Origin of the sequence: Chitinophaga sp., from assembly GCF_017745275.1 — a bacterium.
GTDB lineage: Bacteria > Bacteroidota > Bacteroidia > Chitinophagales > Chitinophagaceae > Chitinophaga.
In genome coordinates, this window is sequence record NZ_JAGHZS010000001.1 from 1,161,279 (window position 1) to 1,178,768 (window position 17,490).

The 17,490-nt window shown below is 46.8% G+C and carries 15 protein-coding genes; 12 read left to right on the plus strand and 3 right to left on the minus strand.

The features are described 5' to 3' along the window. Positions 1-443: 443 nt before the first annotated feature. The 8 genes from J7623_RS04715 (at position 444) to J7623_RS04750 (ending at position 12,510) form a co-directional block, all read left to right on the plus strand. On the plus strand, positions 444-950 hold the full coding sequence (locus J7623_RS04715; protein WP_291917731.1) for a T9SS type A sorting domain-containing protein: 507 nt from the start codon (positions 444-446) through the stop codon (positions 948-950). A 40-nt stretch (positions 951-990) separates the two neighbouring features. Further along, on the plus strand, positions 991-2,169 hold the full coding sequence (porV, locus tag J7623_RS04720; protein WP_291917733.1) for a type IX secretion system outer membrane channel protein PorV: 1,179 nt from the start codon (positions 991-993) through the stop codon (positions 2,167-2,169). 116 nt (positions 2,170-2,285) lie between these two features. After that, positions 2,286-2,729: a hypothetical protein gene (locus J7623_RS04725; protein ID WP_291917736.1), complete on the plus strand. Its 444-nt coding sequence runs from the start codon at positions 2,286-2,288 to the stop codon at positions 2,727-2,729. Between the two features lie 29 nt (positions 2,730-2,758). After that, positions 2,759-6,253, plus strand: coding sequence for a hypothetical protein (locus J7623_RS04730; RefSeq protein ID WP_291917738.1), 3,495 nt, complete (start codon positions 2,759-2,761; stop codon positions 6,251-6,253). 462 nt (positions 6,254-6,715) lie between these two features. Then, complete coding sequence (locus tag J7623_RS04735) at positions 6,716-7,222, plus strand: T9SS type A sorting domain-containing protein (RefSeq protein WP_291917740.1); 507 nt, start codon at positions 6,716-6,718, stop codon at positions 7,220-7,222. Positions 7,223-7,285: 63 nt separating this feature from the next. Continuing rightward, a complete protein-coding gene (gene porV / locus J7623_RS04740) occupies positions 7,286-8,434 on the plus strand; it encodes a type IX secretion system outer membrane channel protein PorV (protein ID WP_291917743.1) in 1,149 nt (382 codons plus the stop codon). A gap of 46 nt (positions 8,435-8,480) precedes the next feature. Beyond that, positions 8,481-8,918, plus strand: a complete 438-nt coding sequence (locus tag J7623_RS04745) for a hypothetical protein (protein ID WP_291917745.1) — start codon at positions 8,481-8,483, stop codon at positions 8,916-8,918. Positions 8,919-8,931: 13 nt separating this feature from the next. Continuing rightward, positions 8,932-12,510: a hypothetical protein gene (locus tag J7623_RS04750; protein ID WP_291917748.1), complete on the plus strand. Its 3,579-nt coding sequence runs from the start codon at positions 8,932-8,934 to the stop codon at positions 12,508-12,510. Positions 12,511-12,716: 206 nt separating this feature from the next. Here the strand turns inward: J7623_RS04750 and rpsG are convergent, their stop codons facing one another. From rpsG to J7623_RS04765, 3 genes are all read right to left on the minus strand, one after another. Further along, positions 12,717-13,184 carry a 30S ribosomal protein S7 gene (gene rpsG / locus J7623_RS04755; RefSeq protein ID WP_291917749.1) on the minus strand — a complete coding sequence of 156 codons (468 nt, stop codon included), beginning with the start codon at positions 13,182-13,184 and terminating at the stop codon, positions 12,717-12,719. A 29-nt stretch (positions 13,185-13,213) separates the two neighbouring features. Next, positions 13,214-13,594: a 30S ribosomal protein S12 gene (gene rpsL / locus J7623_RS04760; protein ID WP_012789278.1), complete on the minus strand. Its 381-nt coding sequence runs from the start codon at positions 13,592-13,594 to the stop codon at positions 13,214-13,216. Between the two features lie 401 nt (positions 13,595-13,995). Beyond that, positions 13,996-15,090, minus strand: coding sequence for a branched-chain amino acid aminotransferase (locus tag J7623_RS04765; protein WP_291917751.1), 1,095 nt, complete (start codon positions 15,088-15,090; stop codon positions 13,996-13,998). A gap of 131 nt (positions 15,091-15,221) precedes the next feature. On the opposite strand from J7623_RS04765, the gene J7623_RS04770 reads away from it, so the two are divergent. The 4 genes from J7623_RS04770 to J7623_RS04785 are packed head-to-tail and all read left to right on the plus strand — an operon-like array spanning position 15,222 to position 17,402. Then, positions 15,222-15,719 (plus strand): hypothetical protein, encoded by a 498-nt coding sequence (locus J7623_RS04770; protein WP_291917753.1) that lies wholly within the window; start codon positions 15,222-15,224, stop codon positions 15,717-15,719. A gap of 29 nt (positions 15,720-15,748) precedes the next feature. Next, positions 15,749-16,333, plus strand: a complete 585-nt coding sequence (gene rdgB, locus J7623_RS04775) for an RdgB/HAM1 family non-canonical purine NTP pyrophosphatase (RefSeq protein WP_291917756.1) — start codon at positions 15,749-15,751, stop codon at positions 16,331-16,333. 20 nt (positions 16,334-16,353) lie between these two features. Continuing rightward, a complete protein-coding gene (locus J7623_RS04780) occupies positions 16,354-16,806 on the plus strand; it encodes a thioesterase family protein (RefSeq protein WP_291917759.1) in 453 nt (150 codons plus the stop codon). Between the two features lie 2 nt (positions 16,807-16,808). Then, on the plus strand, positions 16,809-17,402 hold the full coding sequence (locus J7623_RS04785; RefSeq protein ID WP_291917762.1) for a nitroreductase: 594 nt from the start codon (positions 16,809-16,811) through the stop codon (positions 17,400-17,402). Positions 17,403-17,490 lie beyond the last annotated feature (88 nt).

The window sequence follows — 17,490 nt, forward strand, 5'->3', positions numbered from 1 at the left end:
TTTGGGGGGCAAAGGTAATTTATTTTTGACAATAAATAAAATGACTAGCTTTTCCAAATTGTTATTTCTTTTTAACGAGTACAAGCATTTTATCACATTATAATTCTATACAATAAGTAGAAGCTCGAAAACCAGTTTTTAGACGGTATCAACCATCTTTTGGGAAAATCCCACCAAAAGTTAAATGGCAGTTCTCCTGTTACCCCATTTCAACCATTTTTGTAGCGAATTGTTAGTAGTTGTAATCCCCCAGGATCGGAAAGTTTAAGAAGCAAGAGCGGTCATTACATAATTCCCCTTAAACAAACATGTATTTATGAATGAAAAACTGTACACCATTCCCTGTTCTACAGGTTGTCACGTCATTTATGTACGGCAATAACAGATCTGATGTAGCGCGATAGCCTTATTTGACAATTTATTTACCGATATACCCATTTAATATGCGAACATTTGTACTCAGTAGCATTTGTGCACTGCTGTTGCTGCACTGTGTCTGTACATCATCCCAAGCCCAGGTAATACTTAACCGACAGGTAAACGCCGTTTCAGGCGGCCAGGGAGTTGTACAAAACATCCACATTCAATACACCATAGGAGAAGCAGTAGTGCTACCTATTACTAATGGTAAAACCTTGCTAACGCAAGGTTTTCAGCAACCGGAGGAACTTCCTAAACTACCTCCCGGCGCAACTCCGGTGAAGAATTATGTCATATTCCCCAACCCCGCGGTCACCAATACCAAAATCCAATTTGACCTGCTAACCAACGCCAGTATTACGATTGAAGTAATTAATCCGGCAGGACAAAATGTTTACCACCAGTTCCTGCAACTGGGTACAGGACGGAACCTGGTGGTATTGCCTGTCAACCATTTCGCAGCGGGCATATACACTGTTATGCTGACCGTTAACGGGAACGTATTTTTTGAGAAACTCATTGTGCAGTAACACGTTACCTGCCATCCCGATCACACTTAATTGATAACACATGAAACATGGTTATATCATCCTGCTTCTTGCTGGTACTTTGGCTACCAGTAGCCGGTTATCCGCACAAAAGGGCAGCCAGAAACCACCCAACATTGGCGCCAGTTTCCTGCTGGTAAACCCCGACGCCCGCAGCAGCGGTACCGGCGATGCCACCACCGGATTAACCCCAGACGCCAATTCGCTGTTTTCCAATGCAGCCAAAATAGTATTTGCAGGCGACTGGGGCGTCAGCGCCAACTACTCACCCTGGATGTGGGAGTTGAACAATAATAAATCGAATATGGCTTATGTGGCTGCCTATAAAAACTGGAATCAATCTGAAGGACTGGGCGTTTCCTTAAAATACTTTAACTATGGTTCCGTCACTTTCAGAGATGACAATGGAACGGTGCTTCAGGATTATAACCCCAAAGAATTTGCGATTGATGGAGCCTACTCCCGAAAACTGGGCAAACATATGTCGCTGGCAATAGGTGTAAGATATATTCGCAGTCAACTGGGACAAGGCTCCTACAACAGCCTGCAACAAAAGCCTGCATCCGCAGTAGCAGGAGATATCAGTTATTATTATCAGAACACTAAAGACCTGCTGGATTTTGGCAACCGGTACTGCTTTGGTGTCAGCATTACCAACATCGGCAGCAAATTGCAATACACAGATGATAATACGAGAAAGAGTTTTCTGCCGATGAATCTTCGTATCGGTGGCGGCTATACGTTTGTTCACACAGCCGACCATGAATTCACGCTTTCTCTCGACATCAATAAATTACTGGTTCCTACTCCTCCTATTTATGCCCTGGACTCAAACGGTATAGAAACCAGCCAGATTTTAAAAGGGAAAGACCCTAACCGCGGCCTGGTATCAGCCATCTTTTCCTCTTTTGGAGATGCTCCCGGCGGCTTTAACGAGGAGCTGAGAGAATTTACCATTGGCTCTGGTGTGGAATATGCTTACCGGCAGGTATTTTTTGTACGGGCCGGATACTTTTATGAACATCCAAATAAAGGCTACCGGCAACATTTTTCGGCAGGTATGGGTGTACGGGTATCCAACCTGGCATTGGATCTCGCCTACCAGTTGCCCACTGGCGAGAGCCTTGTTCAGAAAAGAACGTTGAAATTTTCGCTGGTTTACAATATTGGCGGCACAAGAGATGAAACCGTTCAACCTTAAAACTGTGGAAGCAACCAGCTGATTATTAGATAAGCGGAGCCGGATGAAACCAAAAAACAAACTATTGCGACCTATAAAAACAATTATTCTTTCATGTATCTATAACTCTCATTCATATGAAATCACTGATTCTACTCCTCTCTTTCCTACTGTCAGGACTTACTTACGCGAATGCACAAACGCCGCCTGAACAAACAAGGCCAGAACAAATAAAGCCGGGGCAAATAGGCGGAGGAACCGGCAAGATGAGGGATGCCTTATTTCCAGATTTTAAGAAAGACATTGCTAATCTGCAGTCCAAGTCTGTACGAACAAAGCCTGATCTTTCCGTTGTATCAACCTCCACCAAAAGACGGCTTTTTACCAATTATCAACCTACTCGTAGCACAGGTACGCTGAATAAGGCTGCCGCCCAGCAAAAGGCAGCGACTATACCATCTGATATCAGTGCAAAAGAGTCTGCCAATAACTTAAAACAAGACAAATCTTTACAACCAGCTACACATTCGGTACCCAACCAGGATGGAGGTGGTGCTTCTGCTCCTCATAAAAAAAATTAAGAGCACTATAAACTTTTAAAATGATTCTTATGAAAAAGATATACTACCTGGCTATAGTGCTATTGATATCATTTCAAGCTGCAAAGGCACAAAGCGGGCTTACCGGAACTAATTACCAGGCGGTAGCCCGAAACGCCAATGGTACTGTACTCGGCAATCAATCAGTAACAGTACGTTTTTCTATATTAGGCGGATCTGCCGCGGGTCCTGTTCAATACCAGGAAACGCATAATGCCACTACCAATAACCTTGGTTTATTCACGCTGCAAATTGGTAAGGGAACCCCTTTAACCGGTACCTATAGCAGCGTTCCATGGGCTAATGCCAATCAATACCTAAAGGTTGAAATTTCTGTGAATGGCAATAATTTCAGCGAATTAGGCACCTCTCAGTTAATGAGTGTGCCCTATGCATTGTTTGCTGCTAACGGTAATCCGGGCCCTGCCGGACCTGCAGGCGCCAAAGGTGATCCTGGTCCGGTTGGCCCAGTGGGTCCTGCAGGTGCAGCAGGACCACAGGGAGCCAAGGGCGATCCCGGTGCAACTGGCCCGGTTGGCCCGGTTGGACCCGTGGGGCCAGTTGGACCAATGGGAGCTGTAGGACCACAAGGCGCAAAAGGTGATCCTGGGGTAGCAGGTCCGGTTGGGCCGGTTGGGCCAGTAGGACCTGCAGGTGCAGTGGGCCCCCAGGGTGCTAAAGGCGACCCGGGAGTAGCAGGACCAGTGGGACCGGTTGGACCTGCAGGCGCAGTAGGACCACAAGGAGCCAAAGGCGATCCTGGTGTAGCGGGTCCGGTTGGGCCAGTGGGGCCAGTTGGACCTGCAGGTGCAGTAGGGCCACAAGGAGCCAAAGGCGATCCTGGTGTAGCGGGTCCGGTTGGACCTGTCGGACCAATGGGAGCTGTAGGACCACAAGGTGCTAAAGGTGACCCGGGAGTAGCGGGTCCGGTTGGACCTGTCGGACCTGTCGGACCTGTCGGCCCCGTAGGAGCCGTAGGACCAGCAGGACCTCAGGGAGTGCAGGGTGATCCAGGCGTAGCAGGACCGGTTGGACCAGCGGGACCCGTTGGGCCTATTGGACCGGCTGGGCCGGTAGGACCACAAGGTCCGGCTGGCGACATTAATGGTGTTGCTGCAGGAGGTGATCTGACAGGCACTTATCCTAATCCATTAATTGGTAACGGAAAAGTGACGCTGGCTAAAATTGCGCCTGGTGTTATTCCAACCAGCTTGCCTCCGAATGGACCGGCGGGTGGTGATTTGACTGGCACTTATCCTAATCCGGTTGTAAAAGGTTTGCAAGGACAGCCAGTAAGCAATGTGGTGCCTGCAGCGGGACAAATACTTAAATACGATGGCGCACAATGGGTAGCCGGTGCACCTCCGGGAGGTGGCTTAACCCTACCTTTCGTGGCAGTAGAAAATAACGCAGGTACACTTTTCAGCATCACGAATGATGGAGATGGTACTTCTGTAGAGGGAGTAAATAACACAGCTACCAGCAACATTTCTGCTGTCAGGGGAATTGTATCTTCTACTTCACCAGGAGGATTTTCTGCTGCAGTACGAGGTATCAACAATGGTACGGGCGGACTTGGCATAGGTGTGTATGGGTTGCAGAACGGCTCCGGATGGGGTGTATATGGCGTTACACCGAATGGTTTAGGTGTATATGGTAATGCTTCTGCCAACGGTTACGGTGTATATGCCAATAGTAATACTGGTACCGGGTTAAATGCCACCAGTAATAACGGTATACCAGCCAATATTTCTATCTATAATAATTCCAATAACAACAATGCGTTAGTTGTTAATACTGTTGGTAATGGTACTGTTGTTAATGTGACCTCCACTGGAAATGGCGCAGGTGTACTCAGTAGTACAGGAGCCGGTTTTGGTATACATGGCATTACCTCCGCGACATCCTCTGCAGGAGTAGTGGGTGATAATAACGGTGGTGGTGAAGCTGTAGTAGGACGTACCACCAGTGATATAGCCGGCGCTGTGGTAGGTCGTAATGATGGCGGCGGCTATGGCGTAAGGGGCTTTGTTGCTACCAATACAGCCAATACTGGTATCGGTGTATACGGCCAGGTGGGTTTGAATGGCAGTACCGGCCGCGCAGGACGTTTTGAAAACTTCAATACTACTAATATAGATGCCAATATCCTCGAGGTAGTCAGCAACGCAAATGGAAATATTCCTGACAACACACTGGGCAACGCCTCCTCCTTCCTGTTAGACAATACCAATAGCGTTGGCGCTGCTGTACGGGCCGAGGTAAATACTATTTTCGGCAATTTCGGAGCGGCTGGTGTGTTTGGCGTTTCCTCCGGCACGGGTGGACGTGCGGGTTTATTCTATGCTTCCAATCCTTCAGGTAACGGAGCATCATTAATTGCTTTAACCGACGGTAATGGTAATGCTATTACTGCTAACGCTGGTAAGGACGGTAATGCTGTAGAAGCAAATATAGATGGCGCTGGTAATGCACTATACGCTTGGGTTCCTTCCTTTTCTACCGGCAGAGCAGGTAGGTTTGACATTTTTAATGAAAGTAATACCGGCGATGTGATCACAGTGACCACCGTAGGTAATGGAATAGCGGGTAATTTCCTGGTAGATAAAACTACTGGTACTTCTCCCGCCGTAAAAGGCGAAGTAAATTCTCAGTTCGCCAATTTCGGGACTGCGGGGATTTATGGTGTTTCTTCCGGTACCGGTGGATACGCAGGGTTATTTCATTCTTCCAATCCAGCGGGTAATGGCCCTGCAGTGGTAGCGCTTTCAGAGGGTAATGGCAATGGTATCACCGCCAATGCCGGGGGTAACGGAGATGGTGTAGAAGCTTCCTGCGATGGTGGAGGAAATGCTATTTCCGGTTTTATACCCAACTTCGGAACCGGTAAGGCCGGCAGATTTGCTAATTTTAATAATGCCAACGGACAGCCAGTGGTTCACATTACCACCACAGGTACCGGTAGCACAATGCTTATTAACCATCAGGGGCCATCCGGCAACATTGCCGTATTCCAAAGTGCCAGTGCAAACGTAGCCCGTATCAATAAAGCTGGCCGCGGCTTCTTCAATGGAGGTACACAAAACTCCGGGGCTGACCTCGCAGAATCTTTTGCAGTGTCAGGACAACGAAATGCTTACGAGGCGGGAGATGTGCTGGTCATTGCCACACACGCCGATCGTACCGTTGAAAAATCATCAGAACCGTATTCCACACTGGTAGTCGGTGTATTTGCTACAAGGCCCGGGGTGCTACTGACAGAGCATGACGTTGAAACAGATCTTTCCGAAGAAGTACCCATGGGTGTAGTAGGGGTAATTCCTACCAAAGTATGTAATGAAAATGGCATTATTCACCGGGGAGATTTACTTGTTACTTCCAGCAAACCCGGATATGCGATGAAGGCAGATTTAGATAAAGTAAAACCAGGACAGGTTATCGGGAAGGCATTGCAGGAGTTGAACAGTGAGGCAGGTGTTATCAAAGTAATGGTAAACGTGAAATAGGCTGTTAACAGCATTTATTCAGTATTAAATAATTTACAAAAGCAGGTATCTCAGGATACCTGCTTTTTATTATAAGGAAATTTCCAGCTACTGGTAAACGCTCGATGGCAGCGGATATCAGGCGCCGCCCACTAATACATTAATACTATTAATAATAACTAATTTATAAGAAACCAATTTTACCGTTATAACTACCATTTTTTTTCCAATTTCTGCCAAAAGATAAATGTAGGTTTTCCGGCTAACCGATTTCGTTCAAATTAGTGATTGATTATAACTGGTCAAATACGATTCCCCCAAAGAAAGAAGCAAAAAGTTGGAGCAAAAAGAGAAGTAACACCCTAAAAACGACTATTTAATGGACTAAAGTTTTACTTGCTGCGATAGTACATCGCCTATCTCACATGTAAACCCACTGCGCAATTGCAGTATCCCCACCCTCTTATTGATTAACAACGTGATATGAAAACATTTATACTCACCAGCGCGTGTGCGTTATTTTTATTGACATGTATTAACCTATCTTCCCAGGCCCAGATTATTCTAAACCGGCAGGTTGTTGCAAGTACCGGAGGTGCAGCAACAGTTCAAAAAATGATGATTCAGTACACCGTTGGAGAAGCAGTGATACAACCAGTAACCAATGGCAAGTTTTTTTTAACACAGGGCTTTCAGCAACCGGAAGAACTGCCAAAACTTCCCCCGTTGACAAATCCTGTCAAGAGCTACATACTGTTTCCAAACCCTGCTGTTACCAATACCAAAATTCAGTTTGACCTGTTATCTAACGCAACGCTTACCCTTGAGTTGATCAATCCTGCGGGGCAAACTATTTACCACCAGTTCCTCGAACTAGGTGCTGGCAGGAGTACGGTGGTATTGCCAGTTAATCACTTTGCAGCCGGCATCTATACAGTGATGCTGAATGTAAACGGGAACGTGACTTTCGATAAACTCATTGTGCAATAGCACTTCTCTGATGACTACTTAACCGATGAAATTATGAAATACAGTTTTACAATCATACTTCTTATGGGTGTATTGACAGCTGGTATTCCTTTATCAGCGCAGAAAGCAGTACAGAAGCCTCCTAGTATTGGCGGCAGTTTTCTGTTAGTGAATCCAGATGCCCGCAGCAGTGGTGTAGGTGATGCCACCACCGGGCTGGTTCCCGATGCTAATTCCCTGTTTTCCAATGCTGCTAAAATAATATTTGCGGGAGATTGGGGTGTTAGCGCCAGCTACTCGCCGTGGATGTGGGAGTTGAATAATAACAAGTCAAATATGGCTTATGTATCTGGCTACAAAACCTGGAATGGATCTGAAGGCATAGGATTTTCCATGAAATACTTCAATTACGGTGCTGTGACTTTCCGGGATGATAATGGTACTGTACTGCAGGATTATAATCCAAGAGAATTTGCAGTGGATGGGGCTTATGCCAAGAAGCTTGGCAAACACATGTCGTTGGCAGTTAGTATCCGCTACATACGCAGTCAGCTGGGACAAGGCTCCTACAATAATTTGCAACAGAAACCGGCATCCGCTGTTGCGGGTGATATTAGTTATTACTACCAAAACAGTAAAGACAAACTGGATTTTGGCAACCGTTACTGCTTTGGAGTAAGTATTACCAATATCGGCACCAAATTGCAGTACACCGATGATAACACACGTAAGAGTTTTTTACCGATGAATCTTCGTATCGGTGGCGGCTATACGTTTGTTCATACCGCTGATCATGAGTTTACCCTGTCTTTAGACATTAATAAGCTGCTGGTTCCTACTCCTCCCTTGTATGCACTGGATTCCAATGGCATCGAAACCAATCAGATCTTAAAGGGTAAAGATCCTAACCGGGGTGTGGTAAACGCCATCTTTTCGTCGTTTGGAGATGCCCCTGGCGGGTTTCATGAAGAATTAAGAGAGTTCACGATAGGTTCCGGAATAGAATACGCTTACCGGCAGGCTTTATTTCTACGGGCGGGCTATTTCTATGAGCATCCCGACAAAGGCTACCGGCAACACTTTTCGGCAGGCGTAGGGGTACGGGTATCGAACCTGTCGCTGGACATTGCGTACCAGGTACCTACCGGTGAAAGCCTGGTGCAGAAAAGGACATTGAAGTTCTCGCTGGTATATAATATCGGCGGAACGCGGGATGAACCCATTCAACAATAAACACTATCCATCATATCATTCACCTTTTTCTTAAATATAATAACAGATGAAACTATTCTACACTGCGCTTTGCCTGTTGATAACAGTCATTGCACATGCGCAAACGGGGAAAGTTCCCATGAGGAAAAGCGATCCGCCTCCAGGCGCTTCTATTATTCAACCCCAACAGTTATCATCCGCGAAAGGTCAGGTGCCGGTGAAGGCTGGAGATGCGGAGGCAAAGAATAACCTGTCCCGTATAGCGGCGGTAGATAACAAAGTACCTGTGCAGACAGGCGGTGCCGGTGCGCAGACATCTAATATCAATCGTCGGGCTACTGCCCCTCAGGGCAACGGTAAGGGTCCTTCTTCCCAGGATATTCCAGTTTCCAAACCGGAATCTAAGGCAGTAGTTCCTCCCGTAATAGAGCAACAGGGAACTCCTCCTCCACCTATACAGCCTCCCAAAACAACTACTGGTATCAAAAAAGCTGTAAAAAATTAAATCTGATTTCCTTATGAAACGAATTCTATTCCTAACCGTTGTTGCCTTATTTGCAGTACTGTTACAATTGCATGCTCAAAGCGGGTTAACTGGTATCAACTACCAGGCTGTTGCCAGGAATGCCAATGGCACTACTTTATCGAACCAGGCATTGAAAATCAGATTTAGTATCCTGGGAGGATCAGCTGCCGGCAACGTACAATACCAGGAAACACATGATGTAACCACTAATCAGCTCGGGCTTTTCACCGTGCAAATTGGTAAGGGAGATCCGGTATCTGGTACTTTCGCCAATGTTCCCTGGTCGCAGGCCAATCAATATCTGCGGGTAGAGATTTCTTCCGGAGGAAGCAATTTTGCAGAATTAGGTACTTCTCAACTTATGAGTGTGCCTTTTGCCATATATGCCGCTAATAGTCAGCCTGGGCCTGCAGGCCCACAGGGGGTAAAAGGTGACCCCGGACCACAGGGTGTTAAAGGTGATCCCGGTGCTACCGGACCTGTGGGTCCTGTAGGCCCGATTGGCCCCACAGGAGCTGTTGGACCGCAGGGTGCTAAAGGTGATCCTGGTGCAGTTGGGCCTATTGGGCCCATCGGACCTGTAGGTGCAACCGGAGCTGCAGGACCACAAGGCGCTAAAGGTGATCCCGGTGTTACCGGCGCAACAGGTGCTACCGGACCGGTTGGACCACAGGGTGCAAAAGGGGATCCCGGTGCAGCTGGCGCAACAGGTGCAATAGGGCCCATGGGTGCTACCGGACCGGCCGGACCACAGGGTGCAAAAGGGGACCCAGGAGCTACCGGCGCAACAGGTGCAATAGGACCCATCGGGCCTATGGGTGCTACCGGACCGGCTGGACCACAGGGTGCAAAAGGGGACCCAGGAGCTACCGGCGCAACAGGTGCAATAGGGCCTATTGGGCCAATAGGCGCCACCGGACCGGCCGGACCACAGGGACCAGTTGGTGCTACCGGACCACAAGGGCCAGTTGGACCTGTTGGACCCATAGGACCACAAGGGCCACAAGGTATTCCAGGCACCATTAGTGGCGTTGCTGCTGGAGGAGATTTGAGTGGTACTTATCCCAATCCGTTAATAGGCAATGGTAAAGTAACTGCGGCGAAAATTGCGGCCGGGGTAATACCCACCACACTTCCGCCCAATGGACCTGCTGGCGGGGATTTGCAGGGGACCTATCCCAATCCGGGAGTAGCAAAATTGCAGGGCATTAGTGTAAATACAGTGGCGCCTGTAGCCGGACAAGTGCTGACATATGATGGTACCAAATGGTCGCCAGCAGCGGCTGCCGGTGGGCTGGTACTGCCTTATAGCAATACCGTGAATTTAGCAGGTAGCGTATTTGCTATCACCAACCAGGGTGATGGTACCGTATTGGATGGAATTAGTAACAGTACTTCCGCCAGTATTTCCGCATTACGTGGAACTGTTTCTTCCGCCACTCCCGGAGGCTTTTCTACTGCAGTAAGGGGAATTAATAACGGCACCGGAGGATTAGGTATAGGTGTATGGGGATCACAGAACGGAGCTGGTTGGGGAGTATACGGTGTAACCCCCAACGGACTTGGTGTATATGGTAACTCTTCCGGGACGGGTATGGGTGTATACGCCAACAGTAACAACGGAAATGGCTTATATGCCACCAGTACTAATGGAGGGGCCGCAGTAGTGTCTATCTCCAACAATACTAATAATTCAATTGCCCTACAGGTAAACACTGCTGGTGGTGGTAATGTGATAGATGCCAGTACAGCGGGTAGCGGAGTAGCAGTAAAGGCTATAACCACAGGAACAAATGAAGCTATTTCCGCCTCCAGTTCCAGCAACACAGCAGTACATGGTACCACGGCTGTTATAACGGGTGCTGGTGTGCTGGGAGATAATACCGGTGGTGGCGAAGCTGTTACCGGACGTACCAAAAGCTCAGGAGCTGCAACTGGTGCGGTAGTTGGTCGAAATGACGGCGCCGGCTATGGTGTATACGGATTTGTAAACACTGATGTCAGTGGCAATGGCATCGGTGTTTATGGCAGGATAGGTGGCGGTTCCAGCACTGGCAGGGCTGGGTTCTTTGAAAATATCAACAACACCAATACTAATAATACGCTGGAAGCGGTAAGCAATGGACCAGGCGTGATTGCAGATCACAGCCAGGGAAATGTAGCTAATTTCTTCGCTAACAACATAAATGGCGTGGGCGCTGGTGTACGTGGGGAAGTAAACAGTATTTTTGGGAATAGTGGTACAGCGGGCGTTTATGGTAGCGCTTCCGGCACCGGGGGATATGGTGGTTATTTTGACCATACCAATACAAGCGGTTTTGGGCGTGCCTTATATGTTACCAGTGTAGGCCAGGGTACTGCCACAGAACTAACCCATGCTGGCCCGAGTGGTAATGCGGCATTCATTCATACAGATAATGCTTCTAATACTGACAATGTACTCCAGGTAAGGTCTACCGGAGCTGGCGTTATTGCAGATCATTCTCTTGGTAATGCCGGCAACTTTGTTGTGAACAATACAACCAGCGTAGGTGCGGGTGTACGGGGGGAAGTGAACAGTATTTTTGGGAATAGTGGTACAGCGGGTGTTTATGGAGTAGCTTCCGGCACAGGAGGTTATGGTGGATATTTTGAGCATAGCAGTACAACAGGTTTTGGACGGGCTTTATTTGTTACCTCTCAGGGCCAGGGTACCGCCACGGAATTGGACCACAATGGCCCCAGCGGCAATGCCGTATTGATTCAAAACCTTAATAATACCAATACAGATAATACTTTGCAGGTAACCACCGGAGGCCCAGGCGTAATTGCCGATCACTCCCTTGGTAATGCCGGCAACTTTTTCGTGAACAATACGACCAGCGTAGGTGCGGGTGTACGAGGCGAAGTGAATACTATTTTCGGAAATGGAGGAGCCGCAGGCATATATGGTGTTGCTTCCGGTACGGGGGGATATGCTGGTTACTTCGAACATAAAGAAACCACTGGATTTGGCATTACGTTACAGGTAGTGACCAATGATCAGGGTAGTGCTTTTGTAGTGGATCATGAGGGTTCTTCCGGCGATTTGGCCCTATTTCAAACCGGGGGTTTCAATAGGACCAGGATTGACAGAACAGGCAGGGGCTTTTTTGATGGTGGTACACAGAACTCCGGGGCTGACATGGCAGAATCGTTTGCGGTATCAGGACAACGGAATGCGTATGAACCCGGGGATGTACTGGTAATAGCCACACATGCCGACAGGACCGTAGAAAAATCATCTGAACCTTATTCCTCATTAGTGGCGGGGGTATTTGCTACCAAACCAGGGGTATTGTTAACAGAACATAATATAGCAACAGATCTTGCGGACGAAGTACCAATGGGAGTAGTAGGGGTAATTCCTACGAAGGTATGTAATGAGAATGGTGTTATTCACCGGGGAGATTTACTCGTTACTTCCAGCAAACCGGGATATGCCATGAAAGCAGATGTGGATAAAGTAAAGCCTGGACAGGTAATAGGAAAGGCGTTACAGGAGTTGACTGATAATACCGGGGTGATCAAGGTATTGGTGAATGTGAAGTAAGTTGTCAGGTTAAAATAGTTGATGAGCTTTCTGAGCAGGTATCTTCGGATACCTGCTTTTTTTATGTTATCGGTGAAATGAGATATCAACAGTTCGTTCCAAGGGGATTAAGCGTTCAATGGCAGCAGGATGCAGGCACACAAAAAGGCAAACAGCTCCAAAGGAACTGTTTGCCAAATATATTGAGTTGCCTGTAAGGGCTATAACTAGATTCTGAAGTGAGAGAAAGCTTTGTTCGCTTCTGCCATACGGTGCGTATCTTCTTTCTTCTTGAACGCTGCGCCTTCACCTTTACTTGCTGCTACGATTTCATTCGCCAGCTTATCAGCCATGCTCTTACCGTTTCTTTCACCAGCAAAACGTACTAACCATTTGATGCTCAGAGAGATCTTTCTATCAGGACGTACTTCCGCAGGGATCTGGAAGGTAGCACCACCAATACGGCGGCTTCTAACTTCTACACCAGGTGTAACATTAGCCAATGCTTTTCTCCAAACCTCGTAACCGTTTTCACCGGTCATTTGGCTTACTTTATCCACAGCATCGTAGAAAATTTTATAGGCAATGCTCTTTTTTCCTTGTTCCATAACGTTATTAACGAAGCGGGTTACCAGCTTGTCATTAAACCTAGGATCTGGAGCCAGAGGCAATTTCTTTGCAGCTTGCTTTCTCATTTATTGAAAATTACGACTATTTATAATTATTATTTTTTAGCCTTTTCCTTCTTAGTACCATATTTGGAACGGCTCTGCTTTCTGTCTTTCACACCTGCAGTATCCAGGGAACCGCGAACGATGTGGTAACGAACACCTGGTAAATCTTTTACCCTTCCACCACGGATCAGTACGATAGAGTGCTCCTGCAAGTTGTGACCTTCACCAGGGATATAGGCAATCACCTCAACTTTGTTGGTTAAACGCACTTTCGCTACTTTACGCAGAGCGGAGTTCGGTTTCTTAGGCGTGGTAGTGTATACACGAGTACAAACGCCACGACGCTGAGGGCAGCTATCTAATGCCCTGGACTTAGACTTAGCCCGGATAATTTCTCTTCCTTTTCTTACTAATTGTTGTATAGTAGGCATTCTTTACCTAGTTTTTTATGTCGGTTTACAATGACATCCAAATTCCCCATATAGGGATTTTGGGACGGCAAAGGTAAAACTATATGTGTGAATAACAAAATTGTTTCGAAAATATTTTTGCCCGGATGATCTTCTGTTTAAACAGGGAAAGGTCTTAATTATTCTGGTAGCAGCTCAGGATTACCAAAAACCGGAGTGCAAATGTATGCTTTCCCTGAGAAACAACCATAAAAAATATTGGATGGCTTTGAGACAAAGAGGCATAAAGCATAAAGCTGAAAGCAAAAAGCTATTGAAGCGGATGATTATCTGGGATAATATATTGATATTCAAAAGAAAAGCTATTGAAGGGCATATGATCCGCTTCAATAGCTTTTTGCTTTCAGCTTTATGCTTTCGGCTTACTTAATAATATAGTTCCAACCGCGGGTATCTGCAGCCCGTCCGGTGCGGATAGCATCCAGGCGTTGGATCACTTCAGCGCCAATAGTATATTTAGTTGTATCCAGTTTGATATGGGTGTCGAGATAATCGAGCTCTTCCACGTAGGCCACGCTGGAAGCGGTACCAGTTCCAAATACTTCGCGGAGGGTGCCTGCTTTATAGGCAGCTACTACTTCGTCGATAGAAATAGGTCTTTCTTCCACCTGGAGGCCCATATCTGTCAGGATGTCCATGACACTGGCCCTGGTCACCCCTTCCAGGATAGTTCCCTGTGTGAGGTCCGGGGTGATGGCGGTATTGCCTATGATGGCAAAAACGTTCATGGTACCGCATTCCTGGAGGTATTTATGCTCGTATCCATCTACCCATAAAATCTGGTCATACCCCTGTTTCCTGGCCTGCATGGTAGGATACATGGTACCACCATAGTTTCCGGCAGCTTTGGCATAACCTACGCCTCCCGGGAAGGCACGTACATATTTGTCCTGTACCAGTAATTTAATCGGTTTATTAAAATATGCTCCTGAAGGGGAATTGATGATAGCGAATTTATATGTATCAGAAGGACGAACGCCAATAAACTCATCTGCGGCAATCATAAAAGGACGCAGGTACAGGGAGCAGCCTGCCCCGGTAGGTACCCAGTTACGGTCCATATCTATTAATATATCCATACCGCCGATAAACAACCATTCAGGTACCTGCGGCATTCCCATTCTCTCTGCAGAGGTATTAAAGCGTTTGTAGTTATCATATGGCCGGAAGATCATCGGGTTACCCTGTGGATCTTTATAGGCTTTGATACCTTCAAAGATGGCCTGTCCATAGTGCCAGGCAGCATTTGAAGGGCTTACAGACAGATTTTGAAAAGGCAGGATTTCAGCATTTACCCACTCTTTACCATTAAAATCGGCTACCAGCATATGGTCGGCATACATTTTACCAAATGCCAGGTTATTGAAATCCACTTCACTCAGCCTGCTATGCGTAGTTCCGGTGACTTTGATCTTCTTTAGCGCCTCTTCCTTAACTGTTGATTTTTCTACCATCATGGTTAATCGATTTTATCTCAATATTTTTACATTTCAATCGTTGTGCCGCCGAAGCCTTGCCGCTCCGGCAGTGCAAATAAACAGATTTTTCCCCAGCCGGGGTTTTCATATTAAATTAAATAATAATAAACATGTCGCTTGATCAATTCCAACTGGATCCTTATTTTCTGGCTAAAATCTTTACCCAGCCAATCATTCCGGGGAAAAGCGCGCCGGCTGTGGCTGCAGAAAAAGTGGTACCTAAAGTCAAATATTTAGGAGAAAATCAAAAAAACATCGCGCTCTTCATAGAAAACGAAAAGGAAGCGTACTTAAACGACGAATTATTCAACCTCCTCACCAATATATTAAATGCCTGTAAACTAGGCATGCAGGATGTATCGCTTGTAAATGTATCGCACTACCGTTCCCTGGCATTTCCTGACTGGCAGGCAGCCGTGAAGATAGAGAGAAGCGTTGTATTTGGCATTGCACCGGAACAACTTGGACTCAGTGATATTCCTTTATACCAGTTGGTCACCGTAAATGGCACTACCCTGCTTTTCTCTGACGAGTTATCACTCATAGGCAGCGATAAAGTGCTGAAAGCGCGCCTTTGGGCAGGATTAAAACAATTATTAGGTATTTAATACAATAAAACGCTTTTTCATCCGACTATATGAAATTGATATTTGCTACCAACAATCAAAACAAAGTAAAAGAGTTCCGTTCCCTGCTGGGCGACCAGTTTGAGATCATCACCCTGCTGGAAGCCGGAATAGACATCGATATCCCGGAACCACACGATACGCTGGAAGCCAATGCCACAGAGAAATCTGCTACCATTCACCGGATGACCGGAGAAAACTGTTTTGCAGAAGATACCGGCCTGGAAATTAATGCCCTCAATGGTGCACCAGGTGTGTTATCTGCCCGTTATGCCGGGGAACAGAAGGAAGCGGCCGATAATATTGTGAAGGTATTGCATGAAATGGAAGGTCAAACTGACCGCAGCGCCCAGTTCCGTACGGTGATTTCCCTGATCCTGGATGGCAAAGAATACCAGTTTGAAGGTGTGAGTAAAGGACATATCACCACAGCACCACAAGGGGGCCAGGGATTTGGCTATGATCCTATTTTTGTACCGGAAGGTGAAACCAGGGCTTTTGCAGAAATGAACCTGGCAGAAAAAAATCAGTATAGCCACCGCGCCAGGGCCTTCGCGAAATTTGTGGCTTTCCTGAAACAAACAACAAATGTTTAGCATCTTCCTAAAAAATAATAATGGCAAGGATTAAGATAGATTTACCGGAAACATTCCCTTTTAGTATACAAATTCCTGTACGCATCCAGGATGTTAATTATGGCAACCATGTAGGCAATGATGCTATTCTGTCGATTATGCATGAAGCCAGGATACAATTCCTGAGCAGCATTGGCTATAAAGAGCTGGATCATGAAGCCGGCAGTGGTTTTATCATGGCAGACGTAGCTGTAGCCTACAAAGGAGAAGGATTTCATGGAGATATTTTTGAAGTAGCCATTGCAGCGGGAGAATTCAATGCCTTTGGCTTTGAATTATTTTATCGCATCACTACTAACAGGAATGCACAAACGATCACCATTGCCGAAGCAAAAACCGGCATGATCTGCTTTGATTACAAACTTCGCAAAATAGCGAAATTACCGGCCCACCTGAAGGCCAGCCTGGAAACAGGAAAACAAATACCGTTATAATTATGATAGATACCAACACATTAGCCTCCGCCGTAGAGCAGGTGATCACTGCCCGTCGCACGGTGAAACCCACCAGTATGAATGGCCGGAAAATACCCGACGAAACGGTACAACAATTATTACAACTGGCCGACTGGGCGCCCACCCATGGCCATACAGAGCCCTGGTACTTTATGGTATACAGCGGTGATAAAGTGTCCCGGTTTTGTTTGGATCATGCGAACCTCTACAAGCAATTTACTCCCACAGATAAATACATTGCCGGCAATTACGAAAAGCTGAAGAACCAGGGCAACCTGGCCTCACATGTGCTGGCGATTTGTATGAAAAGAGGTAATAATCCTAAGATTCCGGCCATAGAAGAAATTGCCGCCGTATCCTGTGCAGTGGAAAATATCTGGCTTGGTGCTGCTGCCCTTAATCTCGCTGCCTACTGGGGTTCCGGCGGGATGACCTACCACCCTGCCATGCAGGATTACCTGGGTTTGGGAGATGAAGACCAGGTACTGGGTTTCTTTTACCTCGGTTATACCGATGAGCCTGCGCAACCTGGCAGAAGGCTGAAGCCTTTTGATCAAAAGTTTGTTTGGATGTAGCAGAAAGCAGAAGGCATAAAGCAAAAAGCTATTGAAGCGTATGATCATTACGGATTTTATCCGCTTAGGTCATACGCTTCAATAGCTT